Consider the following 17892-nt stretch of genomic DNA (forward strand, 5'->3'; position numbering starts at 1 on the left):
CAAGGGTGGGGCCCCGCCGGTTTCTCCGACGGGGCCCGTTTGCTGACTCACGAACCGGACTTGCGCTTGTTCCAGACGTCGAATCCGACCGCCGCCAGCAGGGCGAGGCCCTTGATGACCTGCTGCCAGTCGGTTCCGACGCTCAGAAGGTTCATGCCGTTGTTCAGCACGCCGAGGACGAGACCGCCGATGATCGCGCCGAGGACGGTACCGACACCGCCGCTCATGGACGCGCCACCGATGAACGCCGATGCGATCGCCTCGAGTTCGTAGTTCAGGCCCGCCTTCGGCGAGGCCGCGTTCAGACGGGCGGCGACCACCAGACCCGCCAGGGCCGCGAGCACACCCATGTTCAGGAAGACGTAGAAGGTGACCTTCTTGTCCTTGACACCGGACAGCTTCGCCGCCGGCAGGTTGCCGCCGATCGCGTAGATGTGACGGCCGAAGATGGAGTTGCGCATGACGTAGCCGTAGCCGACCACCAGCAGGCCGAGGATGATCAGGACGATCGGCGCACCCTTGTAGCTGGCGAGCAGCAGGGTGACGGTGAGCAGCGCCGAGACGATCGCGACGAGCTTGAGCAGGAAGATGTTGGTCGGCAGCACATCCAGCGAGAACTCCTGCTGGCGCTTGCGGTCCCGGACCTCCTGGAGGACCACGAAGACGATCAGGACGATGCCGAGGAGCAGCGTGAGGTTGTGGTAGTTGGTCTCCGGGCCGGTCTCCGGCAGGAAGCCGTTGCCGATCTTCTGCAGCCCCTCCGGGAAGGGACCGAGGGTCTGGCCCTCCAGCAGGATCTCCGTGACACCACGGAAGGTCAGCATGCCGGCCAGGGTGACGATGAACGACGGTATGCCGAGATACGCGATGAAGAACCCTTGGACCGCGCCCGCCACGGCGCCCACCAGCAGGCAGAGCACCACGGCGACCGGCCACGAGACATCGTTCTGCACGGTCAGTACGGCCGCGAAGGCGCCGACGAACGCGGTCAGTGAGCCGACCGACAGGTCGATGTGGCCCGCGATGATGACCAGCATCATGCCGATCGCGAGGATCAGGATGTAGCTGTTCTGCAGCACCAGGTTGGACACGTTGCGCGGCAGCAGCAGGTCACCGTCGGTCCACACGGCGAACAGCGCCACGATCAGGCCCAGGGCGATCAGCATGCCGTACTGCCGCATGTTGCGGCGCATGCCGTCCAGGATCAGCTGCAGCAGGTTCCCGCCCGCCGCGCCCCCGCTCTTGCCGGGCGGCGCGGGGGCCGGGCTCTTGGCGGTCACTTCCGTGCTCATCGGGTTACCTCTTTGTCCTTCGTCATCTGACGCATCAGCGATTCCTGCGTGGCCTCGGCACGCGGGAACTCACCCGTCAACCGCCCTGCGGCCATCGTGTAGATGCGGTCGCACATGCCGAGCAGCTCCGGCAGCTCGGAGGAGATGAAGACGACCGCTTTGCCCTCAGCGGCCAGCTTGTCGATGACCGTGTAGATCTCGTACTTGGCGCCGACGTCGATGCCGCGCGTGGGTTCGTCCAGGATCAGCACGTCCGGACCCGCGAAGATCCACTTGCTGAGGACGACCTTCTGCTGGTTGCCGCCGGACAGCTTGCCCACCGGTTCGAAGACGGTCGGCGCCTTGATGTTCATGGACTTGCGGTAGCGCTCGGCGACCTGCCGCTCCTCGTGCTCGTCGACCACACCGCGCTTGGCGACCTTGCCCAGGGCGGTCAGCGAGATGTTCCGGTTGATGGTGTCGATGAGGTTGAGGCCGTAGTGCTTGCGGTCCTCGGTGACGTACGCGATGCCGTGCCCGATCGCCTCCGCGACGGTCTTGGTACGGATCTCCTTGCCGTCCTTGAGGACCGTGCCGCCCGCGTGCCGGCCGTACGTCCGCCCGAAGACGCTCATCGCGAGCTCGGTGCGGCCGGCGCCCATCAGGCCCGCGATACCGACGATCTCCCCACGGCGCACGTTGATCGACACGTCGTCGACCACCTTGCGCTGCTGGTCGATCGGGTGGTGCACGGTCCAGTTGCGGATCTCCAGGGCCGGGGCCGCGTCCACCTCCGCGTCGTGCGGGGTGCGCTCGGGGAAGCGGTGGTCGAGGTCACGGCCCACCATGCCGGAGATGATCCGGTCCTCGGTGGTCTCCGGCGCCTTCACGTCGAGGGTCTCGATGGACCGCCCGTCGCGGATGATCGTCACCGAGTCGGCGACCCGGCGGATCTCGTTCAGCTTGTGGGAGATGATGATCGAGGTGATGCCCTGGTTCTTCAACTCCAGGATGAGATCGAGGAGTTTGCCGCTGTCCTCGTCGTTCAGAGCTGCGGTCGGCTCGTCGAGGATGAGCAGCTTCACCTTCTTCGACAGCGCCTTCGCGATCTCCACGAGCTGCTGCTTGCCCACGCCGATGTCGGCGACGCGGGTCTCCGGGTGGTCGTCGAGACCGACCCGGCGCAGCAGCTCGGTGGCGTGCCGCAGGGTGTCGTTCCAGTTGATGATCCCGCGCGAGGCGTGCTCGTTGCCGAGGAAGATGTTCTCCGCGAGGGACAGGAACGGCACCAGCGCCAGCTCCTGGTGGATGATGACGATGCCGTGCTGCTCGCTCGCCCGGATGTCCTTGAACTCGCAGACCTCTCCCTCGAAGAGGATGTCGCCCTCGTAGGTGCCGTGCGGATGGACGCCGGAGAGCACCTTCATCAAGGTCGACTTTCCGGCGCCGTTCTCACCGCAGATGGCGTGGACCTCGCCCTGGCGGACGGTCAGTGAGACGTCCGACAGCGCTTTGACACCGGGAAAGGTCTTGACGATCGAGCGCATTTCCAGGACGGGTCCCGCCATGGTCGTGCCTTCCAATCCGTAAGGGTCGACGCTTACTTGAGCTGGTCCGCGGTGTAGTAGCCGCCCTTGACGAGGACCTCGTCGTAGTTGGTCTTGTCGACGCTGACCGGCTCCAGCAGGTAGGCGGGGACGACCTTCGAGCCGTTGTCGTAGGTCTTGGTGTCGTTGACCTCGGGCTTCTTGTCGTTCAGCGCCGCGTCGACCATGTTCGAGGCGACCTTGGCCAGTTCACGCAGGTCCTTGTAGACCGTCTGCGTCTGCTGGCCGGCGATGATCGACTTCACCGAGGCCAGCTCGGCGTCCTGGCCGGTGATGACCGGCAGCGGCTTGCTGCCGGAGCCGTAGCCGTCGGACTTCAGCGCCGACAGGATGCCGATGGAGATGCCGTCGTACGGCGAGAGCACCGCGTCGACCTTGGCGCTCTTGTACGACTTGGTGAGGATGTCGTCCATACGGCGCTGGGCGGTGGCGCCGTCCCAGCGCAGGGTGACGACCTGGTTCATGTTGGTCTGGCCGGACCGGACGACGAGCTTCTTGCTGTCGATGTACGGCTGGAGCACGCTCATCGCGCCGTTGAAGAAGTACTTGGTGTTGTTGTCGTCGTTGGAGCCGGCGAACAGCTCGATGTTGAAGGGGCCCTTGCCGCTCTTCAGGCCGAGCTTGTCGACGATGTAGTTCGCCTGGAGCTGGCCGACCTTCTCGTTGTCGAAGGAGGCGTAGTAGTCGACGTTCGGGCTGTTGAGGATCAGGCGGTCGTAGGAGATGACCGGGATGTTCGCGTCCTTGGCCTGCTGGAGCACGTTGTCCAGGGACTTGTTGTCGATCGCCGCGATGATCAGCGCCTTGACGCCCTGGGCGATCAGGTTCTCGATCTGCGAGACCTGCTGGTCGGGCTTGTCCTCGCCGTAGACCAGCTTGGTCTTGTAGCCCTTGGCCTCGAGGTCCTTGACGACGTTGTTGCCGTCGGAGATCCAGCGCTCGGAGGACTTGGTGGGCATCGCGATGCCGATGGTCCCGCCCTTGCTGTCGCCCTTGCTCTCCTCGCTGCCGCCCTCGCCGCTCTGGCCACAGGCGGACAGGGTCAGAGCGAGGGAGGCGGCTCCGGCTATGGCGGCGAGTGCGGCTCTGCGGTTGCGCATGGTCATCATCCTTGATGTGTGTGCAGGGATCGGTCTCGCGGTGCGAAGACGCTCCCGGAGGTCAGGCCGGGAAGACCGAGAGGAAGAAGATGTGTGGGATTGTGCGCGGCTGTGTCGTCTTCTGTGAAGCGAGGTTTCCGGAACGTTATGACCCGACGTCGAACCTGTTCAGTTCGCCGGGCAGCCGGGAACCGAGCGGAGCCATGTCGCCGTCCGCTCCGTGCCGCGCGAGCAGGTCCAGGGCGAGCCGTCCGCGCCGCACCCGCTCCTTGGCGGTGGACAGCGTCAGGTCGCGCATGTGGTGGCCGTAGGGGTAGATCCCGGGGGCCTTGGACAGGCCGAACTTCAGGTAGAGCGGGGCGCCGCGCCGGATCAGCTCGGCGACCTCGTACATCCGGATGTACCCGCCGAGATCGTCGGGGGCCTCGATGTACATGTCCATGGGCGTGCCGGACACCCGGCGGATCTCGGTGAGGTGGTCGAGCGTCAGGTCGCTGGGCACGTTGATCGAGTCGGCGCCCAGCCGCTCGTAGACCGCGTAGGCGGCCGGGTTGACGGGCCCGATCAGCGCCGAGACCTTGAACGTGGTGTCGGCCGGGAGGATGCCGGCCGCACGCGCCCGGTGCAGCGTCCACAGCACGCCCTCGTCGGCCACGAGAAGGCACTTCACGCCCAGCTCCGTGGCGCGGACGGCGTCCTCCACGCATCCGGCCACCGCGTCGTGGCCGCGCGCTCTCAGGCCCCCGCCGCGCGAGTCGGTACGGGTCGAGCCGCCGATGTCCCAGGTGCCGCGGGGCCCCGTGAACAGGCACAGCTCGATGTCACGCTCGTTGGTGGCCTCGACCATCTCGGTGATCTCGGCGTCGGTCAGCATCCACACACCGCTGCCCTGGCTGATCCGGTGGATCGGCACATCGAGTCGCGAGGCTTCCTTCAGGACGACGGCCAGCGCTTCGGGACCCTCGCACGAGGGGATCTCGGTGCGCCAGCGGCCGCCACCCGGGAAGGTGTGGGGGGAGGTGTCGGCGGGGTCGAGGGCGGGCGCGCCCAGTCCGAGCGCGGTGAGCGCCTGCTCACCGGGGCGACGGGCGGCCGTGGCGGAAGCGTCGGTCGTCACAAGCTGTCCTTTGGGTTCGATATTTCGGACGAGATTCGAGGATCAAGGCGCGGAGGGCTTGGGTGTACGCCGGCGCGGGGGCCGTCAGGTCGCCCCCGCGCCGGCGTACGTCTAGGGGCGGAGCAGCACCTTGCCCACCTTCGGATCGCCGGAGCCCACCAGTTCGATCGCCTCGGAGAACTCGGCGAGCGGCAGCTCGTGCGTGACCAGCGGCAGCGGATCGAGCAACCCGGCCCCGAACACCCGCACCGTGTGCGACCAGGCGTCCGGCGGCGCCCCGAAGACGGTGTGCACCTCCAGCTGCCGCACGACCAGGTCCGTGGGGTCGAGCCCGTCGGCGCCCGGCGCCGGGATGCCCGTCAGCACCAGCCGTCCGCCGCGCCTCAGCAGGGAGGCGGCGGTCTGTGCCGCGGACGCCGACCCGGCGGTCTCGATCACGACGTCGAAGTCGTCGGGCAGCTCCTGGTCCCGGGTACGGAAGTCGGTGGCCCCGAACTGCCGGGAAAGCGCCTCCCGGTCGTTGCGCGTGCCCACGACGAGCAGCTCGGCCGGCGAGCCCGCCTTGAGGAACTGCACGGCGAACATGCCCAGCGTCCCGGTGCCCACCACGGCCACCTTCTCGCCCGGCAGGGCGCGGGCCTTGATCGCGGCGGCCGCGATACAGGCGGCGGGCTCCAGGAGGGCCGCCGCCGTGAGGTCGGCGTCCTCCGGCAGCACGTGCAGCAGCCGGGCCGGCAGGGTCAGGGTCGCGGCCATCGCACCCGGCTGGGTGAACCCGGTCTCCTCGTACCCGTCCGTGCACAGCGTCGTCTCGCCCGCGTGGCAGCGGTCGCAGACCTGGCAGTTGCGGAAGCCCTCACCGACGACCTTGCGGCCGGCCAGGGACTGCGGCACCCCGGCGCCCACGGCCTCGACCGTCCCGGACCACTCGTGGCCGGGGGTGAGGGGGTAGCGGACGTATCCCTCGGGCCGGTTGCCCTGGTACACCTCGCGGTCGCTGCCGCAGATGCCCACCGCGTGGACGCGTACCAGCGCCTCACCGGGGCCGGGCTCGCGAGGTGTGTGCTCGGTGAGGCGGTGCTCGCCGGGCGCCTCGATGACGACGGCGGTGCTCACTTCTGCGTGCCTTTCGGCTTGCGCTGCTCCCAGCCCTCGGCCCACAGGTCGAAGCGGGCCTGCTGCTGCGGGAACTCGGCGGCGGCGTCGACATCGAGCTCGACCCCGAGTCCGGGCGCGTCGGAGAGGTGGAAGTACCCGTCGACGACCTGCGGCGCCCCCTTGATCACCTTCTTGATGTCCGCGTCCGCGAAGTCGTTGAAGTGCTCGAGGATCTTGAAGTTCGGGGCGGTGAACCCGACCTGGAGGGAGGCGGCGGTGAGGACGGGCCCGCCCACGTTGTGCGGCGCGACCAGCATGTAGTGCGTCTCGGCGGTCGCGGCCAGCTTCCTGGTCTCCCAGATTCCACCGATGTGGCCGACGTCCGGCTGGATGATGTCCACGGCCTGGCTCTCGAAGAGCTCGCGGAACTCGATCCGGTCGTGGATGCGCTCACCGGTGGCGACGGGCATGTCGACCTTGGCGGCGACCTTCTCCAGCGCCTTGAGGTTCTCCGGCGGGACCGGCTCCTCCAGCCAGGCGGGCTTGAAGGGCGCGAGCTCCTTGGCCAGCCGGACGGCGGTGGCGGGGGAGAAGCGGCCGTGCATCTCCAGCATCAGCTCGGCGTCCGGCCCGATGGCGTCGCGCACGGCCTCGATCAGGGAGACGGCGTACAGGGTCTGCTCGTGGTCCAGCTCGAAGTGCCCGGTGCCGAAGGGGTCGATCTTGAGCGCCTTGTACCCGCGCTCCATGACTCCCTGGGCGGCCTTGTGGTACGCCTCCGGGGTCCGCTCGGTGGTGTACCAGCCGTTGGCGTACGCCTTGACCTTGTCGGTGACCTTGCCGCCGAGCAGCTGCCAGACGGGCACCCCGAGGGCCTTGCCCTTGATGTCCCAGCAGGCCATCTCGACGACGGCGATGCCGGACATCACGATCTCGCCGGCCCGCCCGTAGTCGCCGTACTTCATGCGGCGCACGAGGTCCTCGACAGCGAACGGGTCCGACCCGAGAATGTGGTTTGCCTCGGCTTCTCTCAGATAGCCGATCAGCGCGTCGGTGTGGCCCAGCATGCGGGTCTCGCCGACACCCGTGATGCCCTCGTCGGTGTGCACCAGGACGTAGGTCAGGTTGCGCCACGGCGTCCCGACCACGTGCGTGCTGATTCCGGTGATGCGCACGGAAGTAACCCTTCGGCTGTTCGAGATTTCGTCACATGTTCGAAATGCTGGGCAGACAGTAAGTACCGCGTGAGCGGGGTGTCAATGGGTCGAACGAGTAACGGTTTCGACAGTTTCGACGCCCTTTTCGAGAGCCGGGACGTAGCCGGTGTGTGACAGGTCACGCGAGCAGCCGCGCTGGTATGGCCGGTTTCCCACACAACTTTCACAGGCGGACCTGGGAACGTGACACTCCGGGAACTTAGTCTTCCCGCGTCATGGACTACTGCCACCCGTGCCGACGGCACCTCAACGGCGCCCTGGCCTGCCCGGGGTGCGGCACGCCCGTCGAACAGCTACGCGCGTATCCGCAGGCCGCGTACGAGCCGGAGCCGTACACGCCGGAGCCGTACTCGCCGGGGCCGTACGAGCAGGACGCGTCGGTGCGGGAGGCGCCCGGCGACTCGGATCAGCGCGATGAGCGCGACGATCGCGACGATCGCGAAGTCGAGAGCGGCGAGCCGCAGGGGCGCGCCGCGCGCCGCCGGGAGCAGGGCCGGGCCGGCCGGCGGGACCCCGCCCGCACGGCTGGCGCTTCCGAGGCGAGTCGCCGCGATCGCAAGGCCGCGGTCCACCGCCGGCGCCGCAAGCGTACGGTGCTGATCACCGTCGGCTTCGTCCTGGCGGCGGGCGGCCTCAGCCTGGCCGAACTCGGCATCGACGCACCGGGTTTCTCCTCCTCCCGGAACCCGGCGGCGGCCGGGGGTGAGTCGTCCGAGGTCGACGGTTCGACGGCGGAGCCGAGCGCGTCCGCACAGCCCCTGGACGACAGGGCGGACGCCGGTGGGGCCAAGAGCTCGCCCTCCCCCGACGCCTCCGCCTCCCCCTCCGCCTCCCCGTCGCCGTCGGAGTCCCCGGACGACGAGGACGACGCCACGCAGACCCCGGACAAGGAAGCCCAGTCAACCCTCCCCGGCTCCTCGGGGTCGACCCCCGGCTCGACGGCCCCGCCGGACTCCGGCTCCACTCCGACCGCCGACCCGACGGCGTCGGACGCGCCCCCGAAACCGTCGCCGTCCGAAACGTGCACGCGCTTCTTGTGGTGGTGCTCGTAGGGCTCAGGCCGGGGATGGACCGCTCTTCGTCCGCGCCGTGCGCGTCCCTGATGTGAGCCGTTGCGCGGAAGGCGGCCGGGCGCACAGTCCTGTCCAAGTGCGGCCTGCCGGAGACCCCGGCTGCCGCTAACTTCCCTGGGAGCGGCTCGAGTTGGGCACGTTCCGGCCGCTTCGCCCGACGGCGGGTCGCGGCCGGTCGGCGCGGGGCGCCTCGAACCGCCGGGGAAAGCGACGTCGTACCAGGTGGATCGGCCTTTTGGCGGGGTCCGGCTCCCGGGCGGGAGGTCCCGCCGCGGACGGCCGCGTTCCCGCCCCGCGCACCGGGCGCGTTATTCAACCGTGACGACCTTCCGCTGCAGCCCTCTTGACCGCCATGAATTGTTAGCGCTCACAATGACCTCCGCATTCACCACTCGGCGTCCAGCGTCGGCCAAGGAGGTATGAGCGTCGTGTCGACAGTGCTCCAACCCGCCTGCCCTGCCGGCGCCCTGGGGCCTTGCGGAATCCCGGCGTGAAGCCGGCGGCGGGGGATCATCCGCCCACATCACAGGCCTTATCGGCAGACGACCGCCAAGGAGGTGCGGCCGTGACACACTCGCGCTTTCGGCCGCCCACCATGGCTGACGTGGCCCGCGTGGCCGGCGTGTCCCACCAGACCGTGTCCCGTGTGCTGGGGGACCACCCCAATGTCCGGGACGAGACACGGGCCAGGGTGCTGCGCGCGATCGAGGAGATGGGCTACCGCCGCAACTCCTCCGCCCGGGCACTGGCGACCCGGCGCACCCGGACCCTGGGGGTGGTCGCCTCCGACACCACCCTCTACGGACCGGCCAGTACCCTGTTCGCGCTCGAGGAGGCGGCGCGTGCCGAGGGGTATCTCGTCTCGACGGTCAGTCTGCGCGAACTGACCGTGGAGACGCTGTCCGAGGCCCTGGACCACCTCAGTGAGGGCGGGGTGGAAGGAGTGGTCGCCATCGCCCCGCAGCGGTCGGCGGTGGACGCTCTGGCCGGACTCCGCCATCCGTTCCCGGTGGTGATCGTGGGCAGCGGGCCGGGTGTGGACATCCCCAGCGTCAGTGTGGACCAGCACCTCGGAGCGCGGCTGGCCACCGGGCATCTGCTGGCCGCCGGCCACCGCAAGGTCTGGCACCTCGCCGGGCCCGAGGACTGGCAGGAGGCGGCCGACCGGGCCGCCGGCTGGCGGGCGACCCTCGAAGCGGCGGGTGTCGAGCCGCCCATGCTCCTGCGTGGGGACTGGAGTCCGCTGTCGGGCTACCGCGCCGGCCAGGAACTGGCCGGCTGGGTGGGCCGGGGGCTGACCGCCGTCTTCGTCGCCAACGACCAGATGGCACTGGGGGTGTTGCGGGCCCTGCGGGAAGCGGGGGTCCGAACTCCCCAGGACGTCGCGGTGGTCGGCTTCGACGACATCCCGGAGTCGGAGTTCTTCGCTCCTCCTCTCACCACCGTCCGGCAGGACTTCTCGACGGTGGGCAAGCAGGGGATCGCGCTCCTCCTGGAGCTGATCGAGGGCCGGCCACCCGCCACCACGCCCCGGATCGCGATCGAACCCCAACTCGTCGTCCGGGCCAGTACTTTCCCGTACGCCGCCCAACCGGAGGGCGTACCCCTCTGACAGACCGACCAGCCGCACGAGCCCCTCAGTGCGGCCGATATACCGAACAATGATCGACAGGCTGGACGCAGTGCGGCCGGTCCCATCGAGTGCCACAGGTCCATCCCGGGCCGGCTCTTCAAAGGAGAAGAACATGCTCAACAGAAGGAACTTCCTCACTGCGGCGGTCGGCGTGGCGGCCGCGGGCGGCCTGGCGGCCTGCGCCAAGAAGGACGACAGCGCCTCCGCCTCCTCCTCCGACGGAGGCGGCAGCAAGACGATCACGCTCGGCTTCTCCCAGGTCGGCTCGGAGAGCGGCTGGCGCACCGCCAACACCGACTCGGTGAAGTCGGCCGCCAAGGAGGCGGGTTACACCCTCAAGTTCTCCGACGCCCAGCAGAAGCAGGAGAACCAGATCTCCGCGATCCGCAGCTTCATCGCCCAGAAGGTGGACGTCATCGCCTTCTCGCCGGTGGTCGTCACCGGCTGGGACGCGGTGCTCAAGGAGGCCAAGGCCAAGAAGATCCCGGTGGTCCTCACCGACCGCTCCGTGGAGACCTCCGACGACTCCCTGTTCGTGACCCTGGTCGGCTCCGACTTCACGGACGAGGGCCGGCGCGCCGCCAAGATCCTGGAGAAGGTCCTGGAGAAGGCCGGCCACAAGGGTGCCGTGAAGATCGCCCAGCTGGAGGGCACCACCGGTGCCGCCCCGGCGATCGAGCGTGCCAAGGGCTTCAAGGAGGTCATGGACGCGGAGCACAAGGACGACTGGAAGATCGTCGTCAGCCAGACCGGTGACTTCACCCGTGCCGGCGGCAAGCAGGTCATGGCGGCCTTCCTGCAGTCCAACCCGGACATCAACGTCCTCTTCGCGCACAACGACGACATGGCCATCGGCGCCATCCAGTCCATCGAGGCGGCCGGCAAGAAGCCCGGCAAGGACATCCTCATCGTCTCGATCGACGGCGTGAAGGACGGCTTCGTCGCCATGTCCGAGGGCAAGATCAACGCCATCGTCGAGTGCAACCCGCTGCTCGGCCCCCAGCTGATGGACGTCGTGAAGAAGGTTCACGCCGGCGAGACGCTCGAGCGCTGGATCAAGACCGAGGAGAGCGACTTCATGCAGGACCAGGCCGCCGCCGCCCTCCCGAACCGCAAGTACTGACCGACCGCACCCACCGGCAGGGAGCCTCCGGCCGGCCGAGCCATCGGCCCCGGGGCTCCCTGCGGGCCTGAACCAATCCCATGAGGAGCGCTGCCATGGCAGAGCCGCGGCCCGTCCTGGAGATGACGGGCATAGTCAAGGAGTTTCCGGGGGTACGGGCTCTGTCGGACGTCGACTTCCGGCTTTTCCCCGGCGAGATCCACGCCCTGATGGGCGAGAACGGTGCCGGGAAGTCCACCCTCATCAAGGTGCTGACGGGGGTCTACTCCCTGGACGGCGGCACCATCACCCTCGACGGCAGGTCCGTACGGTTCGGCAGCCCGCTGCAGGCGCAGCACGCCGGCATCAGCACGGTCTACCAGGAGGTCAACCTCTGCCCCAACCTGTCGGTGGCGGAGAACATCTTCATCGGGCGCGAACCGACCCGCATGGGCCGCATCCAGTGGAAGCGGATGCGCAAGGAGGCGGCGGAGCTGGTGGACCGGCTCGGCCTCGACATCGACGTCACCGCGCCCCTGTCCTCGTACCCGCTGGCCGTGCAGCAGCTGGTCGCGATCGTGCGGTCGGTGGGCACCGGCGACAGCGACGGCGAGGGATCGGGCACCAAGGTGCTGGTCCTGGACGAGCCGACGTCCAGCCTCGACCGCGACGAGGTCCAGGAGCTGTTCCGCCTGATGCGGCGGCTGAAGGACGAGGGCGTGGCGATCCTGTTCGTCTCGCACTTCCTCGACCAGATCTACGAGATCTGCGACCGGATGACCGTCCTGCGCAACGGCACTCTCGTCGGTGAGCACATGGTCGGCGACCTCGACCAGGTCGGGCTGATCCAGCTGATGATCGGCAAGGCCCTGGACCAGCTGGAGGAGCTCCACGACCACCAGCTGCACTCGGACGTCGGCGAGACGCTGGTCAAGGCCGAGGGACTGGGCCGGACCGGCGGCATCGCCCCCTTCGACCTGGAGATCAAGAAGGGCGAGGTGCTCGGACTCGCCGGTCTGCTCGGCTCGGGCCGTACCGAGCTGGCCCGGCTGCTGTTCGGCGCCGACCAGCCGGACAGCGGCAAGGCGACCATCGGCGGCAAGCAGGTCTCGTTGAGCGCCCCGAACGACGCCATCGGCGCCGGCGTCGCGTTCTGCTCGGAGAACCGCAAGACCGAAGGCCTGGTCCCCGACCTGACGGTGCGGGAGAACATCATCCTCGCCCTCCAGGCGGCCCGCGGCTGGACCCGGCCCATCCCGGTCTCCCAGCGCGACGAACTCGTCGCCAAGTACATCAAGGCGCTGGACATCCGCCCCGCCAACCCGGAGGCCCGCGTCGGCCAGCTCAGCGGCGGCAACCAGCAGAAGGTGCTCCTCGCCCGCTGGCTGATCACCCAGCCGAAGCTGCTGATCCTGGACGAGCCGACGCGCGGCATCGACGTCGGCGCCAAGGCGGAGATCCAGAAACTCGTGGTCTCCCTCTCCGAGGACGGCATGTCCGTGCTGTACATCGCGGCCGAGCTGGAGGAGGTACTCCGGCTCAGCCACACCATCGGAGTGCTGCGCGACCGCCGGCTGGTGGCGCAGATCACCAACGGGCCGGAGATCACCACCAGCCGGATCATGGAGACCATCGCGAGCGGAGAGCACCAGTGAGCACCCCCTCAGTGACCACACCGTCCCGATGGCGAGCACTGACGCACCACCACCTGTTCTGGCCGGTCGCGGTCCTGGTCGTCCTGCTGCTCGTCAACGTCCCCTTCACGCCCGACTTCTTCTCGATCAAGATGACGGACGGCCACCTCTACGGCAGCCTCGTCTCGATCGTGCTGTTCGGCTCGCCCCTCATCCTGGTGGCGGTCGGCATGACCCTGGTCATCGCCACCGGCGGCATCGACCTCTCCGTCGGCGCCGTGGTCGCCATCACCGGAGCCCTGGCCTGTTCGTACATCAGCGACCAGGCCGACCAGAGCGCCCTGTCCGGGGTGCTGCTCGCCATGGGCCTCGGCCTGCTGGCCGCGGTCGTCTGCGGTCTGTGGAACGGCTTCCTGGTCGCCAGGATGGGCATCCAGCCGATCATCGCCACGCTGATCATCATGGTCGCCGGACGCGGAGTCGCCCAGCTGATCACCGACGGCCAGATCATCACCATCAACAGCGAGCCGTACAAGCTGATCGGCGGCGGCTACTGGCTGACCCTGCCCTTCTCCATCTTCGTGGTGGCCGCGGTCGTGGCCGTCACCGTGGTGCTGACCCGCCGCACGGCGCTCGGCCTGCTGGTCGAGTCGGTCGGCGGCAACGCCGAGGCCAGCCGACTGGTCGGCATCCGGTCCATGCGCATCAAGATCATGGTCTACATGTTCTGCGCGCTGTGCGCGGGCATCGCGGGCCTGATGATCAGCTCCAACACCTCGGCCGCGGACGGCAACAACGCCGGCCTGTGGATCGAACTCGACGCGATCCTCGCCGTGGTGATCGGCGGCACCTCACTCCTGGGCGGCCGGTTCTCCATCGGCGGCACGGTGGTCGGTGCCCTCGTCATCCAGACCCTGACCACCACGATCTACACCATCGGCGTGCCGACCCAGACCAACCTGGTCTTCAAGGCCGCCGTCGTCATCGTCGTCTGCCTGCTGCAGTCCCCGAAGTTCCGCGCCAAGGTCTTCGGTGCCAAGTTCGGCGCCGGGTCCGGCACGAAGGGAAGCGCCAAGCCGGCCACGGCTCCGGCGGACACCGCCCCCGCGACCGAGGCCGCTCCCAAGATGGAGGTGTCGTGATGAGCGCGACCACCCAAAGCCCCACGGCCCCGGACAGCCGTACCCCGTCCAAGGCCGCGCGTCTGCTCGGTGACCGGCGCCTGCCCGTCGCGGCGACGGCCCTGCTCTTCCTCGTGATGTACGGCGTGGGCCTGGGCCGCTACCAGTACTACGGCTTCGCCGAACCGCAGGTCTTCCTGAACCTGTTCATCGACAACGGCTATCTGCTGGTCGCCGCCGTCGGCGTCACCTTCGTCATCCTGTCCGGCGGTATCGACCTGTCCGTCGGCTCGGTGATCGGCTTCACGACGATGTTCACGGCCTGGCTGGTGGAACGCCAGGGACTGCCGATCGTGGTCGTCATCCCCATGGCGCTGGCCGTGGGCGCCTTCGGCGGCTTCCTGATGGGCTATGTGATCCACAACTTCGAGATCCAGCCCTTCATCGTGACCCTCGCCGGCCTCTTCCTCTTCCGCGGCCTGTGCCTGGTCATCAGCAAGGAGTCGATCTCCATCGGCGACTCCTCGGTGAGCAGCATGGCCCAGGCGCAGGTGCCGCTGGGGGTGGGATTCCTGTCGATCGGCGCGATCGTCGCGCTGGTCGTCCTCGCCCTGGCGTTCTACGTCCTGCACTACACCCGCTTCGGGCGCCGGGTGTACGCCATCGGCGGCAACGAGCAGTCGGCCCTGCTGATGGGTCTCCCGCAGGGCGGCACGAAGATCGCCGTGTACACGGTGAGCGGGTTCTGCTCGGCGCTGGCCGGACTGCTCTTCACCCTGTACATCCAGTCCGGTGATCCGCTGCACGCGACCGGTATGGAACTGGACGCGATCGCCGCGGTCGTCATCGGCGGCACGCTGCTGACGGGCGGCTCCGGGTATGTGCTGGGAACCCTGTTCGGTGTGCTGGTGCTGGGCCTGATCAAGAGCATCATCCAGTTCGAGGGCACGCTCAGCTCCTGGTGGACGAAGATCGCCACCGGTGTGCTGCTGTGCGCGTTCATCCTGATCCAGCGCTTCATGACGACCCGCAAGAAGACCTGAGCCGACGGGGACGTTCCTGTCCGAAGTGGTCCGGCGCACGTACATCCCGTGCGCCGGACCACTGGTCGCTGCACTGGTTCACGCAGGAGGGGCTCTCGGGGGCGGGTGAGGAAGCGCGTGAACGACGCTGGTACCGTGCCGCGGCCGATCGAAGAGATCACGGGGGAGGGCGGTTGCCGTGCGGAAGGTGACATGTCACCAGGTCGATGAGGGACGGATCGAGCAGGCGCTGCAGAGCATCTGGGTGCGGACAGTCCACCGCTGGCACCCTCTGCGCCACGACAGTCTGCACCTGAGGGGCCTGCGGGAACTTCGCGACGAACTCCTCGACCACGTAGCCGCCCGCACCCTGGACGACCCCCTGCACGGCATGCACCCTCCGCTCACGGTGCTGATCACCGCGGCGGAGTGCGCGCTGGGGGAGCTGAGCCTCGGCGCGTTCCCCGACGGCGACTTCGAGATCCCGCTGCCCCTCATCGACGAGACGCTCAGCAGCGAAAGCGTCTCCTTCGACGAATCCCAGGACCCGGCACACCGGGCGGCCACGGCCCGGACCTGGCTGGACGCGTTCGCCCTGAGCGTCATCAGCGGCGTGATCTGGGAGCGGAGCCGTGTGATCGGCCCCCTGCTCCAGGTCGACTACGCGCCCGCGATCCGTAACGGAGTGCCCTACTCGCGGTATGAGTCGACGTCGGATCCGGCCGACCTCGCCGAGATGGACGCGCTGTGCGACTACCTGAACGTCATGACCGGACCCCGGCCCGGCGCGGTACCCGGCCCCGTCCCCCTGCGCAAGCCCGAGCCCGAGGAGCGTGAGCGGGCGGCGCGACGACTGGACGAGGCCGGTGCGTCGACGCCGGACCAGCGACTGCTGCGCGTCCTGCTCGACGACGACCAGGAGTCCTTCGAGGAGGCCCTGGCTGACCGTCTCGCCGAGCACCGCGAAAACGCGGGACCCGACGCCCACCCCAGGAGCCTGCTGCCCCTGGGCCCCCTCACCCTCGCCGCCCTGGCCTCCCTGGCACACGGTTGGCAGCCGGGCGTCCGCTCGCGGTATCTGCCGGAGGCGGTGCTGCGGGTGCCGCAGCAGTACGCGGCTCCCGACGTCTGAGAGTCAGCGCACCTCGGCACCCGCCTCGACACCGATCTGGCGAATCTGTTCACAGCTCAGGCGTGCGAGCTCCACGATCAGTTCGGCCACGTCGGGCCCTGCCGAGTGCTGCCGTCGGAGCCTCTCGCCCAGCAGGACATCGGTTTCGCCGACAGGGCCGGCCAGGGCGGTCAGGTCGCCCACAGGGATGCCCAGCACCACCGCGAAGTCGGCCAGCAGGTCACGGGTCAGCTCCACCCTGCCGTGCCCCACCCCACCGATCGTGGCAGCGCTCACGTACAGGCCCGACACCAGGCACAGCACCCTGGCGGAGCCCGTCCAGTCCAGGTTCCGGTTGGCCAGCATGTGAAGGAGCGCGGCTCCGAAGCCGGGCCGGTACTGCTCATGCGGTCGTGGAGCCCGCACGGGCATCGTGCGGTTCTCCTGCGGCAACGACCGGACATGGCGAAGCAAAGCGCCCCTGCGCTCCTGAGGCAGCGCCACGGCGTGCCGCACAAGTTGGGGGACCAGCCGCCCGGCCGTCGCGTCCAACGGCGCGAGTTCCTCCGGGACCGGGATTCCGGCAACCGCGAAGAGATCGGCGGTGCGCCAACCGAGCGCGGGCGCGAGCTTCCGCAGCAGCACCGGGTCAGGAGCCGCACCCCTGAGCACCGCCCACAGCTCGGACTCCTCGGCCTCGGCCTGCCGGGAGAGCGGTCCGACGTCCAGCTCCCGATGGTCCATCAGCCGTCCCAGCCGCACACCGAAGCCTGGACTCGTCATCCCGTGAGCCTAGATGCCCAGGCACTGCGACGCGCACCTATGATCCGCAGTCGTGGACGTTGCTGATCGCCCCGGCGACCCCCGGAGCGACATCCCACCCTTCTGATCAACCCGGCGAACCCCGGAGTGCCCCCCACTCTCCTGATCACCCCGCCGCCACCGCCACCACCACCCCCCGCTCCCCGCTCGGCGACACCACCGCCGACACCCGTACCGCCGTCGCCCGTGCCACGCGTCCCGCGTGGGCGGCGCCCGCCAGCAGGGCCGGCTGGAGTTGCTCCAGGCCGGCGACCAGCAGCTCCTCACCGGCCACCAGGACCGGCCGTACCGCCTTCGCCGAGGTGGCCGCCGCCTCCGTCAGGTCGGCCAGGGCGGGGAGAGTGGCCCGGGCGAGGTCCGCGCCCGCGGCCGCGGCTCGTTCGGCGAGGGCCGCCTGCAAGGGGATGAGCGGGGTCACGGTCGTCGTCACCGCGTCCGCGACGCGGTGCAGTTCCGGGGCCGAGTCCCGTAGGACTTCCGCCGCCGCGCGCAGCACCGGCACGAGGGCGAGCGCCAGCCCCGCCGCGAGGCCGGCGCCCGCGGGCAGGAGCGGGGACGTGGCCTCGACCAGTTCGCCCAGTACCGCCGCGAACTCCTCGACGGCCGGTTCGACGGCGTCCAGCACCGGAAGCAGGTTCTCGCCGAGCACCGTCAGCAGTGCCTGGGCCGGCTCGCTCACGGGTGTCCCGCCGGCGCCGAGGCGGGTGAGGGTCTCGACCATGCGGTAGAAGGCCTCCTGCGCCTGCGGGGAGGCGCTGGCCTCGGCCAGGTCGGCCGTGGTCCGCCGCAGCACCCTCAGCGCCTCGGCGCCCGAACCGTCCCGTGGGTCGAGGGTGTTGATGGCGATTCTGGTGATGTTGCCCGCCGTGTCCAGGAGTTGTCCGGTGATGTCGGTCGTGCTGCGGGCCATGCGCAGCACGTCGTCCCTGCTGGGGAGCGAAGGAATCGTCGCCATGGGTTCTCC

15 protein-coding genes are annotated in these 17892 nt (G+C 69.0%); 7 read left to right on the forward strand and 8 right to left on the reverse strand.

Translation table 11 applies throughout. The features are described 5' to 3' along the window. Window positions 1-47: 47 nt before the first annotated feature. The 6 genes from mmsB to IE263_RS25855 all read right to left on the reverse strand — a co-directional run bounded on the left by mmsB (window position 48) and on the right by IE263_RS25855 (window position 7368). Window positions 48-1292 carry a multiple monosaccharide ABC transporter permease gene (gene mmsB / locus IE263_RS25830; RefSeq protein ID WP_189940175.1) on the reverse strand — a complete coding sequence of 415 codons (1245 nt, stop codon included), beginning with the start codon at window positions 1290-1292 and terminating at the stop codon, window positions 48-50. Further along, complete coding sequence (gene mmsA, locus IE263_RS25835) at window positions 1289-2839, reverse strand: multiple monosaccharide ABC transporter ATP-binding protein (protein ID WP_189940176.1); 1551 nt, start codon at window positions 2837-2839, stop codon at window positions 1289-1291. Before mmsA ends, mmsB begins: the two co-directional genes overlap by 4 nt. A gap of 32 nt (window positions 2840-2871) precedes the next feature. Next, window positions 2872-3978, reverse strand: a complete 1107-nt coding sequence (gene chvE, locus IE263_RS25840) for a multiple monosaccharide ABC transporter substrate-binding protein (protein WP_189940177.1) — start codon at window positions 3976-3978, stop codon at window positions 2872-2874. Window positions 3979-4123: 145 nt separating this feature from the next. Beyond that, window positions 4124-5095 carry a hypothetical protein gene (locus tag IE263_RS25845; protein ID WP_189940178.1) on the reverse strand — a complete coding sequence of 324 codons (972 nt, stop codon included), beginning with the start codon at window positions 5093-5095 and terminating at the stop codon, window positions 4124-4126. 111 nt (window positions 5096-5206) lie between these two features. Further along, window positions 5207-6211, reverse strand: a complete 1005-nt coding sequence (locus IE263_RS25850) for a zinc-dependent alcohol dehydrogenase (RefSeq protein WP_189940179.1) — start codon at window positions 6209-6211, stop codon at window positions 5207-5209. Beyond that, the gene (locus IE263_RS25855; protein WP_189940180.1) at window positions 6208-7368 is read right to left on the reverse strand and encodes a mandelate racemase/muconate lactonizing enzyme family protein; all 1161 of its coding nucleotides are present in this window, start codon (window positions 7366-7368) and stop codon (window positions 6208-6210) included. The genes IE263_RS25850 and IE263_RS25855 overlap by 4 nt, the downstream gene beginning before the upstream one ends. A gap of 257 nt (window positions 7369-7625) precedes the next feature. Between IE263_RS25855 and IE263_RS25860 the strand changes: the two genes are divergently transcribed. From IE263_RS25860 to IE263_RS25890, 7 genes are all read left to right on the forward strand, one after another. After that, a complete protein-coding gene (locus tag IE263_RS25860; RefSeq protein ID WP_189940181.1) occupies window positions 7626-8462 on the forward strand; it encodes an SCO2400 family protein in 837 nt (278 codons plus the stop codon). A 616-nt stretch (window positions 8463-9078) separates the two neighbouring features. Next, complete coding sequence (locus IE263_RS25865; RefSeq protein WP_373312086.1) at window positions 9079-10095, forward strand: LacI family DNA-binding transcriptional regulator; 1017 nt, start codon at window positions 9079-9081, stop codon at window positions 10093-10095. A gap of 133 nt (window positions 10096-10228) precedes the next feature. Beyond that, window positions 10229-11239, forward strand: coding sequence for an ABC transporter substrate-binding protein (locus IE263_RS25870; RefSeq protein ID WP_189940183.1), 1011 nt, complete (start codon window positions 10229-10231; stop codon window positions 11237-11239). A 95-nt stretch (window positions 11240-11334) separates the two neighbouring features. Continuing rightward, window positions 11335-12873 (forward strand): sugar ABC transporter ATP-binding protein, encoded by a 1539-nt coding sequence (locus IE263_RS25875; RefSeq protein WP_189940184.1) that lies wholly within the window; start codon window positions 11335-11337, stop codon window positions 12871-12873. Between the two features lie 11 nt (window positions 12874-12884). Continuing rightward, on the forward strand, window positions 12885-13994 hold the full coding sequence (locus IE263_RS25880; RefSeq protein ID WP_189940407.1) for an ABC transporter permease: 1110 nt from the start codon (window positions 12885-12887) through the stop codon (window positions 13992-13994). Then, on the forward strand, window positions 13994-15016 hold the full coding sequence (gene yjfF / locus IE263_RS25885) for a galactofuranose ABC transporter, permease protein YjfF (protein ID WP_189940185.1): 1023 nt from the start codon (window positions 13994-13996) through the stop codon (window positions 15014-15016). Before IE263_RS25880 ends, yjfF begins: the two co-directional genes overlap by 1 nt. A 187-nt stretch (window positions 15017-15203) precedes the next feature. Beyond that, window positions 15204-16127, forward strand: coding sequence for an immunity 49 family protein (locus IE263_RS25890; protein WP_229911163.1), 924 nt, complete (start codon window positions 15204-15206; stop codon window positions 16125-16127). Between the two features lie 3 nt (window positions 16128-16130). On the opposite strand, the gene IE263_RS25895 is transcribed toward IE263_RS25890, so the two are convergent. Further along, window positions 16131-16889 (reverse strand): hypothetical protein, encoded by a 759-nt coding sequence (locus IE263_RS25895; protein ID WP_189940187.1) that lies wholly within the window; start codon window positions 16887-16889, stop codon window positions 16131-16133. A gap of 145 nt (window positions 16890-17034) precedes the next feature. After that, on the reverse strand, window positions 17035-17883 hold the full coding sequence (locus IE263_RS25900; protein WP_189940188.1) for a hypothetical protein: 849 nt from the start codon (window positions 17881-17883) through the stop codon (window positions 17035-17037). Window positions 17884-17892 lie beyond the last annotated feature (9 nt).

The sequence above is a fragment of the Streptomyces aurantiogriseus genome (assembly GCF_014649375.1).
Classification (GTDB): domain Bacteria; phylum Actinomycetota; class Actinomycetes; order Streptomycetales; family Streptomycetaceae; genus Streptomyces; species Streptomyces aurantiogriseus.

Bases quoted from the DNA above. Each gene is read 5' to 3' on its own strand.
- mmsB (WP_189940175.1), bottom strand. From the start codon at position 1,292: ATGAGCACGGAAGTGACCGCCAAGAGCCCGGCCCCCGCGCCGCCCGGC.
- mmsA (WP_189940176.1), bottom strand. From the start codon at position 2,839: ATGGCGGGACCCGTCCTGGAAATGCGCTCGATCGTCAAGACCTTTCCC.
- chvE (WP_189940177.1), bottom strand. From the start codon at position 3,978: ATGCGCAACCGCAGAGCCGCACTCGCCGCCATAGCCGGAGCCGCCTCC.
- IE263_RS25860 (WP_189940181.1), top strand. From the start codon at position 7,626: ATGGACTACTGCCACCCGTGCCGACGGCACCTCAACGGCGCCCTGGCC.
- IE263_RS25865 (WP_373312086.1), top strand. From the start codon at position 9,079: ATGGCTGACGTGGCCCGCGTGGCCGGCGTGTCCCACCAGACCGTGTCC.
- IE263_RS25870 (WP_189940183.1), top strand. From the start codon at position 10,229: ATGCTCAACAGAAGGAACTTCCTCACTGCGGCGGTCGGCGTGGCGGCC.
- IE263_RS25875 (WP_189940184.1), top strand. From the start codon at position 11,335: ATGGCAGAGCCGCGGCCCGTCCTGGAGATGACGGGCATAGTCAAGGAG.
- yjfF (WP_189940185.1), top strand. From the start codon at position 13,994: ATGAGCGCGACCACCCAAAGCCCCACGGCCCCGGACAGCCGTACCCCG.
- IE263_RS25895 (WP_189940187.1), bottom strand. From the start codon at position 16,889: ATGACGAGTCCAGGCTTCGGTGTGCGGCTGGGACGGCTGATGGACCAT.
- IE263_RS25900 (WP_189940188.1), bottom strand. From the start codon at position 17,883: ATGGCGACGATTCCTTCGCTCCCCAGCAGGGACGACGTGCTGCGCATG.